The organism is Sphingobacterium sp. GW821-FHT03E03 (genome assembly GCF_059420745.1).
Genome location: NZ_JBWKUH010000009.1, coordinates 168,331 through 185,922, shown reverse-complemented (window position 1 = coordinate 185,922; position 17,592 = coordinate 168,331). Strand labels below are relative to the sequence as shown.

Genomic DNA, 17,592 nt, shown 5'->3' with positions numbered 1-17,592 from the left:
GTTTCCAGGCAGGACGAGATCCTGCGTCTTAAGGAGCTATAAGGTTCGATCCAAAGGGTTTAGGGTAGTCTTTGGGCAAGGGGGGACTGAGCCAATACTGCCACCTGACTGAAAAAGTGTGATGTACATAACTTTTTTTCATAGTCAACAACCAATATAATTTTCCATCTTGTTGAACAATACATAATCCACACCGTAGGTTACGAGATTTCACCTTTGGGTGAGCGGTTTATTCAACTGTTGGAAGCCGAGGAATAGCGATTAAAGCTGATATAAAATAGACCGTTGTGCGATCTTTAATAATGGGGCTGCCCAAGTGCAGCCCCATCGATTTGATCTTCTTTACTGTATGGCTATAATACCTTATTCTGCTTCAGAAACAACTTATAGTTGTCCTGATGTTCGAAATAGGCAACCTGACCTTCATTTCCGATAAGGACAATGTAGGCCTTTGCTTTATCTACTTTTGATCCAGTCTGTGGATCTATGGCATATCGTACGTTTTCATCTTTTGGGATTCTCTCTTTGCAATTTTCGCAACAGCCGTAATAGATCTTTCCATCCAAAGGTACCGCCATTTGCTTTTTGCCCATAAATTCGTCATTGACCATACAGACCATATCCTGCGGCACCTGTTGTCCTTTTTCATAACCAAATTGCTTTTGCGTTACAGATGGCAAAACCGGATTGTTGTTTGTATTTTCAGGACTGCCACAGCTTATTGTCAGCGTAATTAATAAAGCTGAAAATAGCATTGATCTTAAAATTTTTATATATTTTTCTATTTAATACTTGTTCCTTCTGTGATTTCTTCGGTGGCCATTTTTATCAGTTGGTCGCCCTCCATGAGTTCGCCGAAAACTTCAATTTTATCATTGAATATTCTTCCCTTTTTTACCGGGATAAACTTTGCGCTTCCAGCAGTATTTTTGATGACATAGATTCCCATGTTGCCTTCGACCAATGCCGAACGTGGAATAAAGAAAGTTGCTTTGCTGTTTTTAAGCTGAACTTTTGCTTCAGCGACCATAAAAGGTTTAAGATCCGGATCGTTATTGATAAAGTCCGCTTCAAACTTTTCGGATCGTAACTTCAGATCCAGTGTACCGCTTTTTCGGGTTATTGTTGCTTGGAAGTTCTTCTCAGGAAGTGCCCTTACAGTGAAGTTGACTGTATCCCCTATGGCTACATAGGGAACATGTGCTTCCGGAACCGATAGATTTAAACGGAGCTTAGACGAATTTTGGATGACAAGCAAAGGTGTTCCACTCATGGGGCCTACATATGCGCCAATATCTGTGTTTCGGGATGTAATGATGCCGTTGAAGGGCGCACGGATAATTAAATACTGATTGATATCCTGTATTTCTGTATAGGCGGCCCGAGCGGCTTTTACACTGGCTTCGTCCGAAAGTTTTTGTGCGGTAATCTGATCCAGAGCATCGCGGGCAATAGCACCCTTAGTCTGGTTTGCCCGAAACATACGATCGTAATTGGCTTTTGTTGCAGTGTAAATTGCCTCTTGCGAAAGTATTTTGGCCTTTGCATTGGCTATTTGAGCCTGCAACTCGGGTGCTTCCAGCACCATAAGTATCTGCCCTTTGCTGACCTTCGAACCAATATCTACATGGATCGTCTTGACATAACTCTGCACCTTCGCAAATAATGCTGTCTCCTGATCAGGTTTTAGTTCGCCCGCCAGTTGTAACGGAACAGTAGGATTCATTTTGGCAATCGGGATGGTCATCAAAGGCATGGATCCTATTTTGGCGGCTTTTGGGGTTTCCTTTGTGGCGCCGTTGTTCTCTTTTGTATCTTGGTCGCATGCGCTAAATAATAGCGCAATTGCTGGTAATATGATTGACTTAAATTTCATAAAGAATTAGATTTTTGTTTTAACAAAATGAATGCTTTCCTCATCTTCAGGATCCAAAGAAGGCGAGGTTGTTGTTGCTTTGTGCTGTATCCATACAAATACCAGCGGGAGGACGATCAGTACGGAGAAGGTTGAAAAAAGAAGACCTCCGATAACAGCGCGGCCCAATGGTGAGACCTGGTCTCCACCTTCACCAAAACCGATAGCCATCGGTAACATCCCTGCAACCATGGCAATAGTTGTCATGATAATGGGACGGATCCGAAGCTTGGCTGCCTCCATGGCAGAGGTTAATGCATTCTGATTTTTCAGTCGTAGCGATTCTGCATTATTGATTAATAAAACTGCATTGGCAATCGAAACACCAACAGACATAATGAGTCCCATATAAGACTGTAAGTTGAGTGTCGAACCGGTTAATTTTAATAGTACCAAAGCTCCTAAGATCACAAAAGGAACCGTAGAGAGAATAACGAGTGATATCCGAAAGGACTGAAAAGTTGCTGTAAGCATCAAAAAGATAACCACAACGGCAACCAATAGACCTGTAGCGAGATTACTCATCGTCTCATTCAATACAGGTGCCATCCCCGCGACTTCAATATTGATACCTTTTGGTAGCTCGCCCAAAGATGCAATAGCAGTTTGAATGTCCTGCGAAGCCTGTCCCAGATCTTTTTTATGCAGATTTGCGGCAACCGTGGTGTAACCCATTGTCCCCAAATTATAGCTTTCACCAAGTTCTTTGGTTGCTGTGATTGTTGCGACATCGCCCAGAACAGGACGGTCTGCATTCTTAGAAAGCGTTAAATTCTCCAGTTCTTCTTTACTGTTTAATATATTTTGTGGCGTTTGAACCTGCACATCGTAGGCAATTCCCATCATTCCACCAACCCAAAAATTCTTATTGGTATAACGTGTGGATGCGGTAGCGGTAATCAGTGACTTTGCGATATCCTGTGCATCGAGTCCCAGTTGTGCCGCTCTTGTCCGGTCGATATTAATCTGTAGGGCCGGATAATCCATGGACTGGGGGATTTGTTGGTCGCGCAGGTAGTCGATCTCCTTTAACTTTCCGAGAAGTTTCTGCGCATACATGCGATTCATCTTTTTCATCATCCCTGAGATCCGGATCTCGATAGGTGTATTGGTGCCCTGACTCAGTATTTTCTCGGTAAGTTCAATGGGTTCGAAAGAGAGCTGTATCTCCGGCATCTTTTCATGAAAGTACTTTCTGAGTTCATCCTTTAGTTCATCCGAATTACCCTTGAGTTTCTTCAATGCCACCTGCATCAGGGCCTCGTGTGGCCCGGCATTGTATAAATAAATTGGGCTAACGGCGAAAGTGGAAGGGTGCTGACCGATAAAAACCGATGATATGGCAATATTATCAGGACCGACTTTATCTTTTAAAAGGGTTAGAAACTGTTTTACTTTCCCTTCGGTTACTTCGATACGCGTACCTTCAGAGGCTTTTATCCGTACCTGAAACTGACGGGAATTGACCGCAGGCAATACATCTTTACCAATTCCTTGATATAAGAAAAAGCATGCTACCAATGCAAAAATCAAACTTAAGCTTACGATTATCTTGTGTCGGGCGACCAGATTTGACAATAGATGCAGGAAGCGCTCGCGAAAACGATCAAACCAGTTTTTCTTGTGTGCAGGATTATGGCATGTTTCGGGATCATGTTTCATCATCCAATTGGCCATCACGGGTACAAAAGTCTGCGACAATAAAAACGAAACAATCATTGAAAACCCGATCGCGAGTGCAAGAGGCATAAACAATGCACCAGGAATACCGGTCATCATAAAGGCAGGAGCAAATACGGCCAGGATGCAGAGCATGATCAAAAGTTTCGGAAAAGCAATTTCCTTACAGGCATCCCAGATCGCTTGGGCACGTGTTTTCCCAAGGGCAAAATGCTGGTGGATATTCTCGATGGTTACCGTACTTTCATCGACCAATATTCCAATAGCCAATGCTAGTCCCGATAAGGACATGATATTGAGGGTCTGTCCAAATAGCTTCAAAAATAAAATACCAGAAATAATCGAAATAGGGATGGTCATAATTACAATCAGTGCTGCCCTGCGGTCGTTCAGAAATAGAAGCACCATCAGGCCGGTGAGGACAGCGCCCAGAATTCCTTCGATGACCAGGCTTTTCAGGGCATTGCTGATATAGACCGACTGGTCAAATTCGTACGAAATGCTAACATCGTCAGGCATATTTCGCTGGATTTCGGGCAAGCGTTCTTTAAGTTTATTGACAACATCCAGGGTCGAAGCATTTCCTGCTTTAGCGATATTAATATAAACCGATCTTTTTCCATCAATCAGGGCATAGCCTGTGGCGATATCAGCACCATCTTTTATGGTTGCCACATCACGGATGTATATATTGTCTACTGTGTTTTTAAAGATTGGAATTTCCCCCAGTTCTTCTATTTTCTTTACCGTATTGTTTGTCGGTGTCAGATAGTTTTTGTCTCCGATATAGACATTTCCGGAAGGAGAGGTAATGTTATTTCTACTGATGGCTTCAACAACCTGCTCCGGAGACAGGTTGTGCGCCCGTAGTTTGTAAGGATCTATGTTTACTTCTATTGTCCGTGGACTTCCGCCAAAAGGTGGAGCTGTTGTCAGCCCAGGTATCTTTATTAAGAATGGTCGGGCACTGAAGTTCGCGATGTCCTGTAGTTGATTGTTGGTTTTCGTGTTACTGCGAAAGACCAGTTGGCCGACAGGCTGGGAGGATGCGTCAAAACGGATGATGAACGGTGGTGGTGCGCCTGGAGGTAAAAATACCTGCGAACGATTGGATAGTGCATTGATGGTTGCAATTGCTTCCCCCATGTCAATACCCTCATAGAAAACAATTTTCATGAGTGTCAATCCCTGGGTATTCTTTGATTCTATACTCTTAATACCATTGGTAAACAGGAGCATGTTGACGTACATTTTGGTGAAATAACCTTCCATCTGCTGTGGGGTATAGCCGTTGAAAGAGTGGGCTACATAAACGACCGGCAGATCCATTTCGGGTAGGATATCTACTTTGACATCTTTGGTAGCTTTGATACCAAAGAATAACAGGCCAATGACAATAACCATGATGGAAATTGGTTTTTGTAAGGCAAATTTGATGATATTCATAAAGGATAGATTTAAGAATGATGAAGGAAAATATTGAAATCACCCTGCGCGGCGGTCAGCAATAGTAAGGCCTGCCAAACATTATTCTGTGCAATTTCATAGTCGATCTCGGCTCTATTTAGACTATATAATGCCTGGGTATAGTCCACCAGAGTTGTCAGGCCATTTTCATACAATGCATTATGCTGTTTGTAAGCCAGACTGGCGGCAGATAATTGAATTTCAGTCTCTTTGAAGTTGTCAATGGCATTTTTCAGCTGAGAATCGGCGTGGAGGGACTGCGCCATAAAATCTTTTTTATGCTTTTCATATTCTCTTTGGATCGCCTGGGTATATAATTTTTGCTCCTTGTTCCTGGTATCGAAACGGAAGATATTAGTCAGATTCCAGCTTAATGAAACGCCAAGCAAATAGTTTGCTCGGTTTATACCCACTCCTTTAAAATAATTTGAAGAGTATGCCGAGTTATCCTGCATATAGTTCCAATCGAAACCGGTTCCACGTCCTTGTAGTACGCCAAAAGCGGAAACAGAGGGCATGCTATTGGATTTTAGGATCTCCTCGGTTTGTATGCTCTCATTGATTTTGCTGTTTTGGAATAGCAGGAATGGATGTTTTTCTACGGAACTTGCAAGTGGCGCTACCGTGCTGTTCGGGATGCTGGTATTATAAGTCGTATCCAGTTGATATGTTTTAAAATCATCATTTAACAAGATGGCGAGTTGTTTTGAGTACTCCAGCTCCTTGTCATACGATTTGATCTGTAGGGATTTTGCATTGGAAACTTCCGCTTTGGCCAATTGAGCGTCCACTTCGGCAATTAACCCACTTTCCGCCCTAGCGGCAGTCATTTCATAAAATACCTGCGCGCGATCCAGATTTTTCTCCTGGACATATTTTATCCGTTGGCTCGCCAGTAGATTCAGATAGGCGGCACTTGTTTTTATTTTGTGCTGAAAGATTTCCTGTACAAGATCGGCCTCGGTTGTCTGTTCCTTTATTGAGCCGAGGAGCACCTGATTTTTGATCCTTCCAAAGGTGTATACATTCCAGTTGATATTGGCAAAATAGAGCGATCCAAATGCGGCATTCCAATTTTGCTCCGCTAGGGGCATGGAAGTTGCGCCCGATGCAAGACCGCCATAGGCATACATAGGACCATGTTGGGCATTTATTGTTCCAAAGCTCTGTTGTGCTGCTAAGGTGAGATCCGGAAGATATTGTTGTTTTTGAAAGGCAGTATGCTGTTTTGCTGCCGATGCAACAAATTGCTTTGATTTTATCTGGTCGTACTGTTCAACGGCACGTGTGAGGGCATCTTCGAGTTTTAAGGTCTGTGAAAAGCCATGTAGGTTCATTCCACAGATTACACCCAATGATGCAATGAGTTTTAATTTCATCGAAAATAAAATTTGTTAGTAGACATCAAGAATTAAGGTGGTTCCTGTTTAGGCACCACAAGCTTTTACAAGATGTGCGCTATCAAATTCGATAAGTACAATGAAGGATATAGAGCGGATTGCTCCAGATGGGGCTTTTTAAGGATAGATAGGTGAGGTGTTTGTCGTTATCGCTATTGACAAAGGATATATCAAATAAGGTTCCCAACAGTTGGTTGGGTATGGCCGAACCCCAAAATTTTACCGAAAAGTCAAAGTGAGATTGCTTTTTTATGCTGTCGTTGAGTTTGACCAGTTTGGACTGATGTTTACAGCAGTCTTTCTTTTTTTCGTTTAATTTCTTGTCCTTTGAAGAACAGATCGGGCAAGGTTTATTGTTGTCAGGGTTTTCTGTATTCGTCCAGCTGTACAGTTTTACAGCTGTTCCTTTGCAAATATGCTGGTATTGTGTAAGGCCTAAGGCCAATACCGAGTATATCATGGAAAGAAAGATGACGAGTAATTTTTTCACCTGTTTTTAATTTATCTGTTGAATTGCCGGTAAAATCGCCAGCATCATAGGGTGCTAGACAAATCGCAATGGCTTTACGTATCAGTGATGCAAATATATTTTTTCTTTTAAAGGGTTATTTGTACAATTTCATCAAAGTTTTATAACATTTCTCCAAGACTAATGCGAGGCAAATTTATCGGAGGTAACTATAGGGGGTGTTAGAGTTTGGTATAATACTTGTAAATGTACCCCCAAAAAATAAATTATGAGCACATTAAAAATGAGTTTTAAGAATTGGATGCTGCTATTGCTTGGAGTAATTGCGGTGGGAATGACTTCTTGCAGTAAGGAAACCGTTGATAATATTGGAAGGGATGCTGCACTGAATATAATCCGGACCGGGAATTGGGAACGCTGGACTAAAACCGTTTCAGGAAATAGTGTTGCTGAGTTAAATGTGACCCGTGAAATGATGGAGCAGGGCGAGACACTTAATTTTGATAAAGATGGCGCCTGGCATAAGAAAAAAGATAAATCTGCGGTAGCTTATGACTACAGTATGCCTGATTCAAAAATAATGATTTTTGATGGTGTTGAATATAAAATTCAGGAAAATATTGTTTCTACGGTATCCAAGCTCACACTGATTAATCAGCAGGGGGCGATTAAAACCACCATGGTAATTAAAAGAAGCTGGTAATCTAGACGAGGTCAGATGGTCAGTAGCTAAATCTAAAATCTGCTGACCATTTATTTAAGGACATTTCGTTTGTAAATATATTGTTTATTGGTCTTTTTTAAATTATTTGTCAATATATCAGTTGGTTAAGCGTGTCGTTGAAAATAATTTTGAAAACAACATATTTTTAGTGTACTTTTGTGCCACACAAAACAAAGGTGATACCTTTTTCGGGGTGTAGCGTAGCCCGGTATCGCGCCACATTTGGGATGTGGAGGTCGTAGGTTCGAATCCTGCCACCCCGACTGAGAAGCTCTAACGAAAGTTAGAGCTTTTTTTGTTTCTAGGCGTGGAGAGAACCTGCGACCTCTTAAGTTGACATGAGGTTCGATCCGTAGGAGGCTCAGCCACACAATGTTAAAGAGATTTCCGAATGATAACTTGAGTAGGATTGCGTTCGTTTAAAGTTTTCTTTTGAAGTACAGCCTTAGCTGCCGCTTTTCCCATTGCCCGGAAATCGGTAGATATTACCGTAATTCCCCCCTCAAGGATCTCTTTGACGTCAGTATCATTATAGGAAATAAGGCCTATATCCTCGCCCAATGTAAATCCATGTTTCTTTGCCAATTTGATCAAGGAAACATCATCCGAATCGTAGCGACTAAAGGTGATAAAGGCCGTATGCTTCTTAAAATTTGTCTCATCTACGTCTGGGATAATGTCATAATCGATGCTTGACTCCTCACAGTACCGGACGAAACCTTTGATGACATGTTCGGCATGTAAAGCTTCAGGATGTGCGATCAATATAATTCTTTGATACTTTTGAATATTATTCTGCAATAAGGAAAGGCTATTATAAATATCGTATTCATAGTCCTGATAGATAGCCGTATAATTTCCGGAGAGTCCCAATTGATTGTAGTCGATAATAATCCGTTTGTTCGGAGGGATGAGATTGATGATCGGAGCTGGGTCATCTTTCAGGAATGTAACAATAACAAAATGCGTATAGTTGTTGATGTTTTCGGTGATAATATTGCGAAAGACATTAAAGTTGTGATGATGAAAATAGACGTCGATCGCTGCGGTCCCTTTGGTCTCAACTAATAAAGATTGATAAATCTGTTCGCGCATGGTATTCATTTTATCCAGAAGTAACAGGATGCGATAAGAATGCTCCACCTGTTTTTTCTTTACATAATATCCTTTGCGATAGACAGACTCAATTATCCCTTTTTCGAGTAGATAATTAAGACCTTTCAAGACTGTCTCTTTGCTCATGCCGAGTTGGTCCTGCAATTGATTTAAAGAGGGAATACGGTCTCCAATATGTAGGTCATTCTTTTCGATCAATGTATGAATGTGATCTACTAATTGAAGATACTTCATGCGAGACCCGTTGCCTGTTTCGTTTGTAGTGGACATGTGATGAATAGTCATTTACGATAATAGAGTCAAACTTAGATAAACTTGTTTTTATATGCAAGTCTTGATATTATTCAGATAACGGAATAAGTTTGATGATTTTCTCCCCCCTTGAAGATATTCTTAAGAAGAAACTACATCTTTTTTTATTTTTTTTTTGCAGGGGCAAATATAATTTATACTTTTATAAAAGCAAACCAGTCTAGACCAGACTAGATTACAACAGATAACTAATTATAAATACTATTATGACTCTATTTCATTTAAAGGCGGCTCTGCTTTTATTGGGGATTTTTTTTCTAACGTTGTCCTCCTTTGGACAACAGCCCACTTCTGTCAAAGGAAGAGTGATGGATGTAGAAGGGCTTCCTTTGGTCGGAGTTACAGTATCTAATCAGTATAAAACTGTAACAACTTCCACAGACTCATTGGGAAATTTTTCTATATCGCCCATCTCTCAAGGTGAATTATTACTTTTTTCAATGGTTGGCTATGTTACTGTAAAGCATGCGGCCAGATTGGATCATTCCCAGAATATCCAGCTTTCACGAAGCGAACAGATACTCGATGATGTTGTTGTCATCGGCTATGGGACAACAACCAAACGCGATCTGACGGGAGCTGTAGGTCAAGCTAATTTGACAGATATGCGTAAAGCCCCTGTCGCCAATTTCGAGGAAGCCTTAGCCGGTCGGGTGGCTGGCGTTAAGGTAAGTTCAAATGATGGACAACCAGGAGCGGAACTCAGTATCGTGATTCGGGGTAATAACTCGGTCACACAAGATAACTCTCCACTCTATGTCGTTGATGGATTTCCGGTCGAAACATCTGTTGGGAATACCATTAATCCCGAAGAGATTGAATCTTTGGAGGTGTTGAAGGACGCTTCGGCAACAGCGATTTACGGCGCTAGAGGAGCCAACGGGGTGATTCTTATTACAACCAAAAAAGGTAAAGTTGGAACCCCGGTCATTAACTACAACGGTTGGGTAGGACTCAATCAGATCCTAAAAACGCAAGATCTGCTAAATCCCTACGAATTTGTGAAATATCAATTGGAGCAGAATCTCACCCTGTATACAAATATATACCTAAAGGATGGTAAAACCCTTGAAGATTATCGCAATATGGAGGGAATCAATTGGCAGGACAAAGTTTTTAGAAAAGCTGTTACCCACAATCATTCTATAGCGATACGTGGGGGGACCGATCGTACACGATATGCAATCTCTGGATCATTATTGGATCAGGATGGGATAATCCTAAACAGTGGATTTAATAAATATCAAGGAAGAATAGTGCTGGATCAGACTATAAATAACAAATTGAAAGTAGGCTTGAATCTAAACTATACGGCCTTTAAACGGTATGGAACCGTGGTGTCAGAATCTCAGCCTAGCCCGACTGCGAGCCTGATGTATGGGCTCTGGGGGTTTCGGCCAATCACTGGAAATGCGTTGACGGATGCTTCTTTGATAGACGATCTTTTTGATCCGGATATGGACCCGAGCTTAGGTACCGATTTACGGATCAATCCTTATCTAGCTGTGCAGAATGAGTATAATCCCCTGTTCAGTACAAATCTTGTTGCTAATGGTTATCTGGAATATAAATTGGGATCGGAGTTGACGTTTAGGGCAACTGGTGGCTATACCCGTATAAACCAACGACGGGAAGTATTCTTTAACTCAAAATCCAGAGCAGGACATCCCTTTTCAAACAATAAAGTAAATGGTTCTATTTGGAATAATGAAGTCACTAATCTATTAAATGAGAATACTCTGTCCTATGATAAGAAATTTAATGGGGGGCATCGGCTAAAGGCGGTCGTCGGGTTCACTGTGCAAGATGTCCGAAATTATACCAATGGATTTACGTCCATTTTGGTACCCAATGAATCATTAGGTATTAAAGGCCTGGACGAAGGACAGATTACGATGGCGCCAGTGACTGACGCATCCAATGGACTGATATCCTACCTGGGGCGGGTTGATTATAATTATCGATCAAAGTATTTGTTGACATTGTCTTTCAGAAGTGACGGTTCCTCCAAATTCCCGAAATCGAATAGATGGGCCTATTTCCCTTCGGGGTCTTTTGCATGGCGATTGAAAGAGGAAAACTTTTTGAAACCGATCAAGATTATCAGTGATGCGAAATTGCGCGTTGGCATAGGTTCTACCGGAAATAATCGTGTATCAGAGTATGCATCACTAACAGCCTTACAGATGAATCCCGCTTCAGGCTACAGTGTAGGTAACAGTGCCGGTCAGGGAATGGTACCGACGAATCTTGGAAATCCAAACTTAAAATGGGAGACCACCGTTCAAACCAATGTTGGTCTCGACCTCTCCATACTCAAGAATAGAGTGTCCCTTACAACAGATTATTATCACAAGGAGACACGTGACCTATTATTGAATGCAACCTTGGCTCCCAGTATGGGATTCCTGACAGGCTTCAAAAATATCGGTCGGGTATCTAACAGCGGAATCGAATTTACATTGGAGACCAAAAACGTGCAGACTCCAAATTTCTCATGGAGTTCAAGTTTTAATATTGCATTTAATAAAAATAAAGTCCTTGAACTCAATGAAGGAGAGCCGAGTTTGGCAACACGTGTCACCTGGGGAAATTTCAATAATGCATATCCCTATATCGCAATACCCGGACAGCCAATAGCCTTGTTTTATGGGTATCTTTTTGATGGTGTCTATCAGTACGCAGATTTTGATCTCGTCAACGGAAACTATCTGCTAAAAGCGGGGCAACCCAATAACGGAGTCCCCAGAGCAAGCATTAAACCAGGTGATATTCGCTTTAAGGATATCAATGGCGATGGGCAGGTTGACAATTATGACCTGACAATAATAGGCAATCCAAATCCAAAACATATCGGAGGATTTAATAATAACTTCAATTATAAAAACTTCGATCTGAATGTTTTTTTACAATGGAGCTATGGCGGGGATATCTTAAATGCCAATCGCATTGAGTTTGAAGGCGGAGATCCTGTCGCTCGTGGTTTTCTGAATATGTTTGCTTCTTTCGCTGATCGCTGGACGCCAGAAAACCAGACCAACGCACTATATCGTGTCGGCGGTCAGGGGCCAGCTGTTTATTCTTCCAGAACGATTGAGGATGGATCCTATTTGCGACTAAAGACCTTGTCTTTAGGATATACATTCAGTACTGATCAGCTCCGAAGATTACGAATGAAATCCATACGACTCTATGTGGCTGCACAAAATCTAGTTACATGGACAAAATATTCAGGGCTCGATCCCGAAGTGAGCACCCGTCCTGGAGCATTGACCCCTTCGTTTGACTGGTCGGCTTATCCGCGTCCTCGTACGATGACCGTAGGACTTGACATTAATTTTTAAACTAACCTTTGATCAAGATGAAACGCATTTTTATTTTTTCCATATGTATCGCTTGTCTAACCAGTTCATGTTCCAAATTGCTGGATAAAGAACCTGACTTTGTGACCACTGAAAAATATTTTCGAAATGAAAGCGAATTAATGAATAGCCTCAATGGGGTCTATAACAGACTGATCGATACCTATGGGCGGATGTACAGTCGTGGACTTTTCAGTTATCTTGTCGTTAGTGATGAGGCCTATTTCAAGAATATATCAATAAACAATATTCGAGTGATGGTCATGGACGCTGCCGATTTGGACATTACTAGACTATGGGAAACCTTATACGAAGGGATAAATAGGGCAAATCTATTATTGGAAAATGTTGATCGTGTTGAGATGGATATCACCAAAAGAAACGCCATCAAGGGCGAAGCACTCTTTATGCGCGGATATTACTATTATATACTGACCGATTTCTTTGGAAAAGTACCTTTAAAACTGTCCTCTACGCAGTCTCCCAACGACCCTTACCCAGCTCAGGCAACACTGGCGGCTTTGTATACGCAAATTGTGAAAGATATGCAGGAAGCCGAAAACCTGGTTCACGAAAGTGGAGTAGTGGCTAATGAAAGAGTGAGCAAAACAGCCGTCCAGGCCGTACTGGCCCGTGTGTTTTTAAAAATGGCAGGACAGCCTCTCAATGACCACGCTCGCTATCAAAATGTTATCGAATATACGGATAAAGTGATTGCTTCAGGAAAACATCAGCTGAATCCCAATTATAAGCAAATATTTATCAACCATTCACAAGATATCAATGAACCGAAAGAATGTCTTTGGGAAGTTGGCATGTTTGGAAATAAGATCGGCAACATCGATCAGGCTGGTATGGTTGGTATTGAGAACGGTATAGAATGTCCCGATGAACGTATTGGATATTCGGGCGGAGCAATGCGGATTACAGCCAAATTATACGATTTGTTTGGTCAGAAAGATACGATGCGGCGCGATTGGAGTATTAGCCCCTACCGATTTGTGACTACTGCGGGAGTTACGCAAAAACAATATTATAGTGGAGCTCAACTTTATGATCGAAACCCTGGAAAATGGAGACGGGAATATGAGACCGGTACCAAAGTAAGAAGTGCCAATTCAACCAATTTTCCAATTATAAGGTATAGCGATGTATTACTGATGAAAGCTGAGGCAGAAAATGAGGTCAACGAATCCCCAACTACTGCCGCCTACCAAGCAATCAATCAAGTGCGTAGGAGAGCTTTTGGTAAGGCGTTAAATGAGGTTAATGGAGATAGTGATGCGCCTGGCGGAATGGATAAAATAGCCTTTCTGGACTATATAAAAGACGAGCGCCTGCGCGAATTTTGTTTCGAGGGTATCCGGAGACATGATCTAATTCGTTGGGGAATTTATATACCTACGATGAATGCCTTGGGACGCGATATTTCAGTCAATGCGCCCGCAGCACACCGGTATGGTGGTAATGCTGGCCTGAACACGACGGAGAGAAATGTGCTGTTTCCCATACCAAATACAGAGATAACTATTAATAAACAGATTGTCCAAAATCCAGGTTGGTAAATCTGGTGGATCACAAAATAAATAGACACAGATGAAAATATCGATGATGTATCTCATGCTGGCCGTATTGTGTGCCAGTTGTATGAAAGAGGATATTGCCAGTGCCGATATGGAGGTCAGGACGAATGCCTCAAGTTACAAGGTAGGTGATACCGTTGTATTCCGATTTGAAGGAACCCCTGACAATATTGTATTCTATTCTGGAGAGAACGGACACAACTATGACTTGAAAGATCGCCTTTATGCGGATAACGATTTACAGGTAGATTTCAAAACACTCGTACAATGGGGTGTTATTTATGACAATCTAAAACTATTCGTTTCCAATAATTTTAGCGGAATATACACTAGAGAAGAGGTTGACAAAGCCACTTGGACCGATATTTCAGACAAAGCCGTTTTCTCCACAGGGCAAGATAATACGCCTTCCGGAACCGTAAGTCTAAAATCGTATCTCAATCCGGTTGACACGGGATCAACATATTTGGCATTCCGGTACACTGACTTCCAAAAGCCGCAACAGAACAGATGGGTCATTCGTACTTTTAATGCGGTAAAGGTATCGCCAGAAGGCGTGCAGACTAATGTTGCTACGATATCCAATGCGGGCTGGAATGCCGTAAGTTTTCTAAATGACAGTAAGGTATGGACGATTTCCGCAACGCAGCTATTGATGTATGGCGGTGTTGCATCCGATACCGACAATGATGATTGGGTGATTACCAAAGGTTTTAAAGTAAAGGAGTCCATTGCAGACAAAGGAATAGCACTAAAAAACGTCAGCTCAAACCTGCGGGAATACAAATATGTATACAAGACCCCAGGTGTCTATAAAGCTGTGTTTGAAACCTCCTCCGACTGGTACAGTGGTCGTAAAGCAGGGTACGCCGAAGTGACAATAACCATTACACCATGATCGATATGCAACGGTTAAATAGAGGATACAGTCATTGCGCTGGGGTATGGAGGACGATGATCATACTGCCATTTTTATGCTTCGCAAGTGTTTTCGCACAAAGCGAGGCTGATGTACGCCTAGAAAATAGTGTGATGCAACTGATCTGGCGTGAGGGTAAAAATGGCTATCAGCTTCAATCCCTCGCCTTGAAAGATGGAGCGGGAGGAAAAAAGCAGCTAACGATGGCGACACAGCAGCGAACGATCCTTTACGCTAAAAATAAGCCGTTAGATAAATCTGCAACTGTTTATAGTCATGATGGGAAGCCCATTCATTTTCCAGACTCTCAATATCGCTATGTAATTCCAATCTGGTCACAAAGTTTATCGTCTGTGAGCCTGAATACTGCAGGAGAAGTATTGCACTATCAACCGACTATAGTGGCTTCAGCTTCGCACTCGGGGTTGAGATTTCAATACGAAAACGAAAAAATTGCCCTGTCAGAAGAATGGAACCTTGATCCAGATCATACGCATGATATCCGTGTACAGATGATTTTAAAAGCGAAACAAAGCGGTTATTATTCCCTGTCGTCGCCATCACTGGCGATTGGTGATCGCAAGCAGTTTCAGTGGGCGGTGATTCCGGGATTGTTTCAAGGGGCAGCGCTCAATCCTGACTTTGTGGATGCCTACGCTTACGGACATGGCATCCCTGATCGTCCGGTCATTGTCCGAGAACGTACAGCCTCTACATTAGCGGCGCTGTTAACGACACAATCTGGAGTGACCTTAGCGACCGTAGCTGAACCCGGAACTGCAAGGGATCCCTGGTTGAAAGACACAAAGACTCATGCGGACTGGAAACTTGGATTGTCATTGATGAATCGAAATAACGAGCTTACACCGACACTCTATCATCCAGTACTGGGTGAGGCTGGGTCTTACTTGAACGAAGGACAAGAGATAACATTTTCTTTTCGCTATACAATCCAGCAAACCTCGTGGTACAATGTTTTAGGGCATGCGATAAAAGATGTTTATAAGTTTAGTGATTTTTTAAAATTGAAAGAGACGAATCGTTCCTTAACGGATCGTCTTTACGCGATGTATGATTATGTCTTAGCAGATAGTACTTCCAAGTGGCGGACCGTAAATGATAAGAATACGGTGATTGGTGCTCAGGATTATCTGGGTGGCGTGTATGGATCTGCAAAAGATGCCATGAAAAACTCTGATTATGGTGCGATGTGGATGCTGGCTAGACTGACTGGAGATACCACGCTCAAACAGCAACGACTCCCTGAAGCCCTAAACTTCAAGTTGCAGCAACAACAGCGGAAACCTGGGTTCTTTTATGGATCAGCTGCCGGGCAGTATTACCTATATCGCAGTCAACAGTTTACCGAAGAATGGGGGCCGTATAGCGAGCCCATTGGCACCAGCTATTACATGTTGATGGATATCGGCAATATATTACTTTTTGAACCAGATCGATCTGATCTTAAACAAGCCTTGCGTAAAGCCGCAGATTGGCTGTTGTCAAAAATGCATCCCGATGGGCATTGGGAGGTTGCATATGATAATAAGTCAGGCCGTCCCATGTTTGAGGACCTATCCGATCTCCGACCAACATTTTATGGACTATTGGTTGCGCATCAGTTGCTAAAGGACGAAAAATATCGAGCTGGCGCAATTAAGGCCGCAAACTGGTTTGTCGAACATGCAGCAAAAAAAGGATGGTTCCTGGGTGTCTGTGGTGATACGCGATTTGCACCTGATTTTGCAACAGCACAGTCTATACAGGCCCTCCTCGACATGTATACATTGACCAAGGATTCACGCTATCAAACAGCGGCTTATCAGGTAGCCAAATATTATACAACATCGATCTATACGCATCCCATCCCATCTCGGGAGCTCAAGCGCGTGAATGGGACTGCTCGTCAAGATTGGGAAATCAGTCAAGCGGGGCTGGGATTTGAACATGGAGGTATTATGGGCTCTGCAAATCATCATGGTCCTATTCTGCTATCGAGTCATGCGGGGTTGTTTGTAAGACTTTATGCGCAAACGAAAGACAGCCTATTGCTGGATATGGCAAGAGCAGCAGCCTGGGGACGGGATGCTTTTGTGGATGCCAATACCGGAGTCGCTTCCTATTACTGGGATGCGATGAATAAAGGGGCAGGACCATTTCCTCATCATGCCTGGTGGCAATTGGGATGGATTACCGATTATCTACTCTCCGAAGCAGCGGTTCGTTCCAATGGTAAAATCTCCTTTCCCAGTGGATTTATAACACCTAAAGTTGGGCCACACCGCAGCTACGGTTTTGATAAAGGGAGGATATTTGGCGCGCCCGTCGATTTGAAAATGGAAAAGGGACTTATCGACCTTGATAATGCACAAATAGATTATATCCTGGCAACGAACAGCGATAATAAGCAGCTCTATATTGTTTTGCTGAACAATAGTGTGGATCAGCAGGAGATTCAGCTCAGGGTGGATAAAGGCCAATCCCAGCGTCTATTTGGATCAGGTCAGCTGGAGGCCTATCTTCTCAACGCCAATGGGGAACATGAAATAGAAATGCCAGCATCTCCGGACTGGAAAATCACCCTGCCGGCAACGGGACTAAAAGTAATGAAAATCAACTATCAATAACCATTTAAAATCAACTAA

11 protein-coding genes and 1 tRNA gene are annotated in these 17,592 nt (G+C 42.4%); 6 read left to right on the top strand and 6 right to left on the bottom strand.

Annotated elements, in window-relative coordinates:
- Positions 1 to 353: 353 nt before the first annotated feature.
- The 5 genes from AC07UV_RS12835 to AC07UV_RS12815 all read right to left on the bottom strand — a co-directional run bounded on the left by AC07UV_RS12835 (position 354) and on the right by AC07UV_RS12815 (position 6,952).
- Positions 354 to 755, bottom strand: coding sequence for a hypothetical protein (locus AC07UV_RS12835; RefSeq protein ID WP_495184047.1), 402 nt, complete (start codon positions 753 to 755; stop codon positions 354 to 356).
- Positions 756 to 781: 26 nt separating this feature from the next.
- Positions 782 to 1,876, bottom strand: a complete 1,095-nt coding sequence (locus AC07UV_RS12830) for an efflux RND transporter periplasmic adaptor subunit (protein ID WP_495184046.1) — start codon at positions 1,874 to 1,876, stop codon at positions 782 to 784.
- Positions 1,877 to 1,882: 6 nt separating this feature from the next.
- On the bottom strand, positions 1,883 to 5,041 hold the full coding sequence (locus AC07UV_RS12825; RefSeq protein ID WP_495184045.1) for an efflux RND transporter permease subunit: 3,159 nt from the start codon (positions 5,039 to 5,041) through the stop codon (positions 1,883 to 1,885).
- A gap of 11 nt (positions 5,042 to 5,052) precedes the next feature.
- Entirely contained in the window at positions 5,053 to 6,441 is a 1,389-nt protein-coding gene (locus AC07UV_RS12820; RefSeq protein WP_495184044.1) for a TolC family protein, read from the bottom strand.
- A gap of 82 nt (positions 6,442 to 6,523) precedes the next feature.
- Positions 6,524 to 6,952 (bottom strand): HYC_CC_PP family protein, encoded by a 429-nt coding sequence (locus tag AC07UV_RS12815; protein ID WP_495184043.1) that lies wholly within the window; start codon positions 6,950 to 6,952, stop codon positions 6,524 to 6,526.
- 247 nt (positions 6,953 to 7,199) lie between these two features.
- Here AC07UV_RS12815 and AC07UV_RS12810 point away from each other — a divergent pair, with 247 nt between their 5' ends.
- Complete coding sequence (locus AC07UV_RS12810; RefSeq protein WP_495184042.1) at positions 7,200 to 7,634, top strand: hypothetical protein; 435 nt, start codon at positions 7,200 to 7,202, stop codon at positions 7,632 to 7,634.
- 210 nt (positions 7,635 to 7,844) lie between these two features.
- Positions 7,845 to 7,918 (top strand) — tRNA-Pro (locus AC07UV_RS12805).
- A gap of 112 nt (positions 7,919 to 8,030) precedes the next feature.
- On the opposite strand, the gene AC07UV_RS12800 is transcribed toward AC07UV_RS12805, so the two are convergent.
- The gene (locus tag AC07UV_RS12800; protein WP_282252484.1) at positions 8,031 to 9,041 is read right to left on the bottom strand and encodes a substrate-binding domain-containing protein; all 1,011 of its coding nucleotides are present in this window, start codon (positions 9,039 to 9,041) and stop codon (positions 8,031 to 8,033) included.
- A 248-nt stretch (positions 9,042 to 9,289) separates the two neighbouring features.
- Here AC07UV_RS12800 and AC07UV_RS12795 point away from each other — a divergent pair, with 248 nt between their 5' ends.
- From AC07UV_RS12795 to AC07UV_RS12780, 4 genes are read left to right on the top strand one after another with little or no spacing between them, the layout of a single operon-like run.
- The gene (locus tag AC07UV_RS12795) at positions 9,290 to 12,427 is read left to right on the top strand and encodes a SusC/RagA family TonB-linked outer membrane protein (RefSeq protein ID WP_495184041.1); all 3,138 of its coding nucleotides are present in this window, start codon (positions 9,290 to 9,292) and stop codon (positions 12,425 to 12,427) included.
- Positions 12,428 to 12,444: 17 nt separating this feature from the next.
- Positions 12,445 to 14,010, top strand: coding sequence for a RagB/SusD family nutrient uptake outer membrane protein (locus AC07UV_RS12790; protein WP_104385658.1), 1,566 nt, complete (start codon positions 12,445 to 12,447; stop codon positions 14,008 to 14,010).
- Between the two features lie 31 nt (positions 14,011 to 14,041).
- The gene (locus tag AC07UV_RS12785; protein ID WP_495184040.1) at positions 14,042 to 14,926 is read left to right on the top strand and encodes a DUF5017 domain-containing protein; all 885 of its coding nucleotides are present in this window, start codon (positions 14,042 to 14,044) and stop codon (positions 14,924 to 14,926) included.
- Positions 14,923 to 17,574 carry a glycerophosphoryl diester phosphodiesterase gene (locus AC07UV_RS12780; RefSeq protein ID WP_495184039.1) on the top strand — a complete coding sequence of 884 codons (2,652 nt, stop codon included), beginning with the start codon at positions 14,923 to 14,925 and terminating at the stop codon, positions 17,572 to 17,574. The genes AC07UV_RS12785 and AC07UV_RS12780 overlap by 4 nt, the downstream gene beginning before the upstream one ends.
- Positions 17,575 to 17,592 lie beyond the last annotated feature (18 nt).

Coding starts and splice junctions, on each gene's coding strand:
- AC07UV_RS12835 (WP_495184047.1), bottom strand. CDS start 755: ATGCTATTTTCAGCTTTATTAATTACGCTGACAATAAGCTGTGGCAGT.
- AC07UV_RS12830 (WP_495184046.1), bottom strand. CDS start 1,876: ATGAAATTTAAGTCAATCATATTACCAGCAATTGCGCTATTATTTAGC.
- AC07UV_RS12825 (WP_495184045.1), bottom strand. CDS start 5,041: ATGAATATCATCAAATTTGCCTTACAAAAACCAATTTCCATCATGGTT.
- AC07UV_RS12820 (WP_495184044.1), bottom strand. CDS start 6,441: ATGAAATTAAAACTCATTGCATCATTGGGTGTAATCTGTGGAATGAAC.
- AC07UV_RS12810 (WP_495184042.1), top strand. CDS start 7,200: ATGAGCACATTAAAAATGAGTTTTAAGAATTGGATGCTGCTATTGCTT.
- AC07UV_RS12800 (WP_282252484.1), bottom strand. CDS start 9,041: ATGTCCACTACAAACGAAACAGGCAACGGGTCTCGCATGAAGTATCTT.
- AC07UV_RS12795 (WP_495184041.1), top strand. CDS start 9,290: ATGACTCTATTTCATTTAAAGGCGGCTCTGCTTTTATTGGGGATTTTT.
- AC07UV_RS12790 (WP_104385658.1), top strand. CDS start 12,445: ATGAAACGCATTTTTATTTTTTCCATATGTATCGCTTGTCTAACCAGT.
- AC07UV_RS12785 (WP_495184040.1), top strand. CDS start 14,042: ATGAAAATATCGATGATGTATCTCATGCTGGCCGTATTGTGTGCCAGT.
- AC07UV_RS12780 (WP_495184039.1), top strand. CDS start 14,923: ATGATCGATATGCAACGGTTAAATAGAGGATACAGTCATTGCGCTGGG.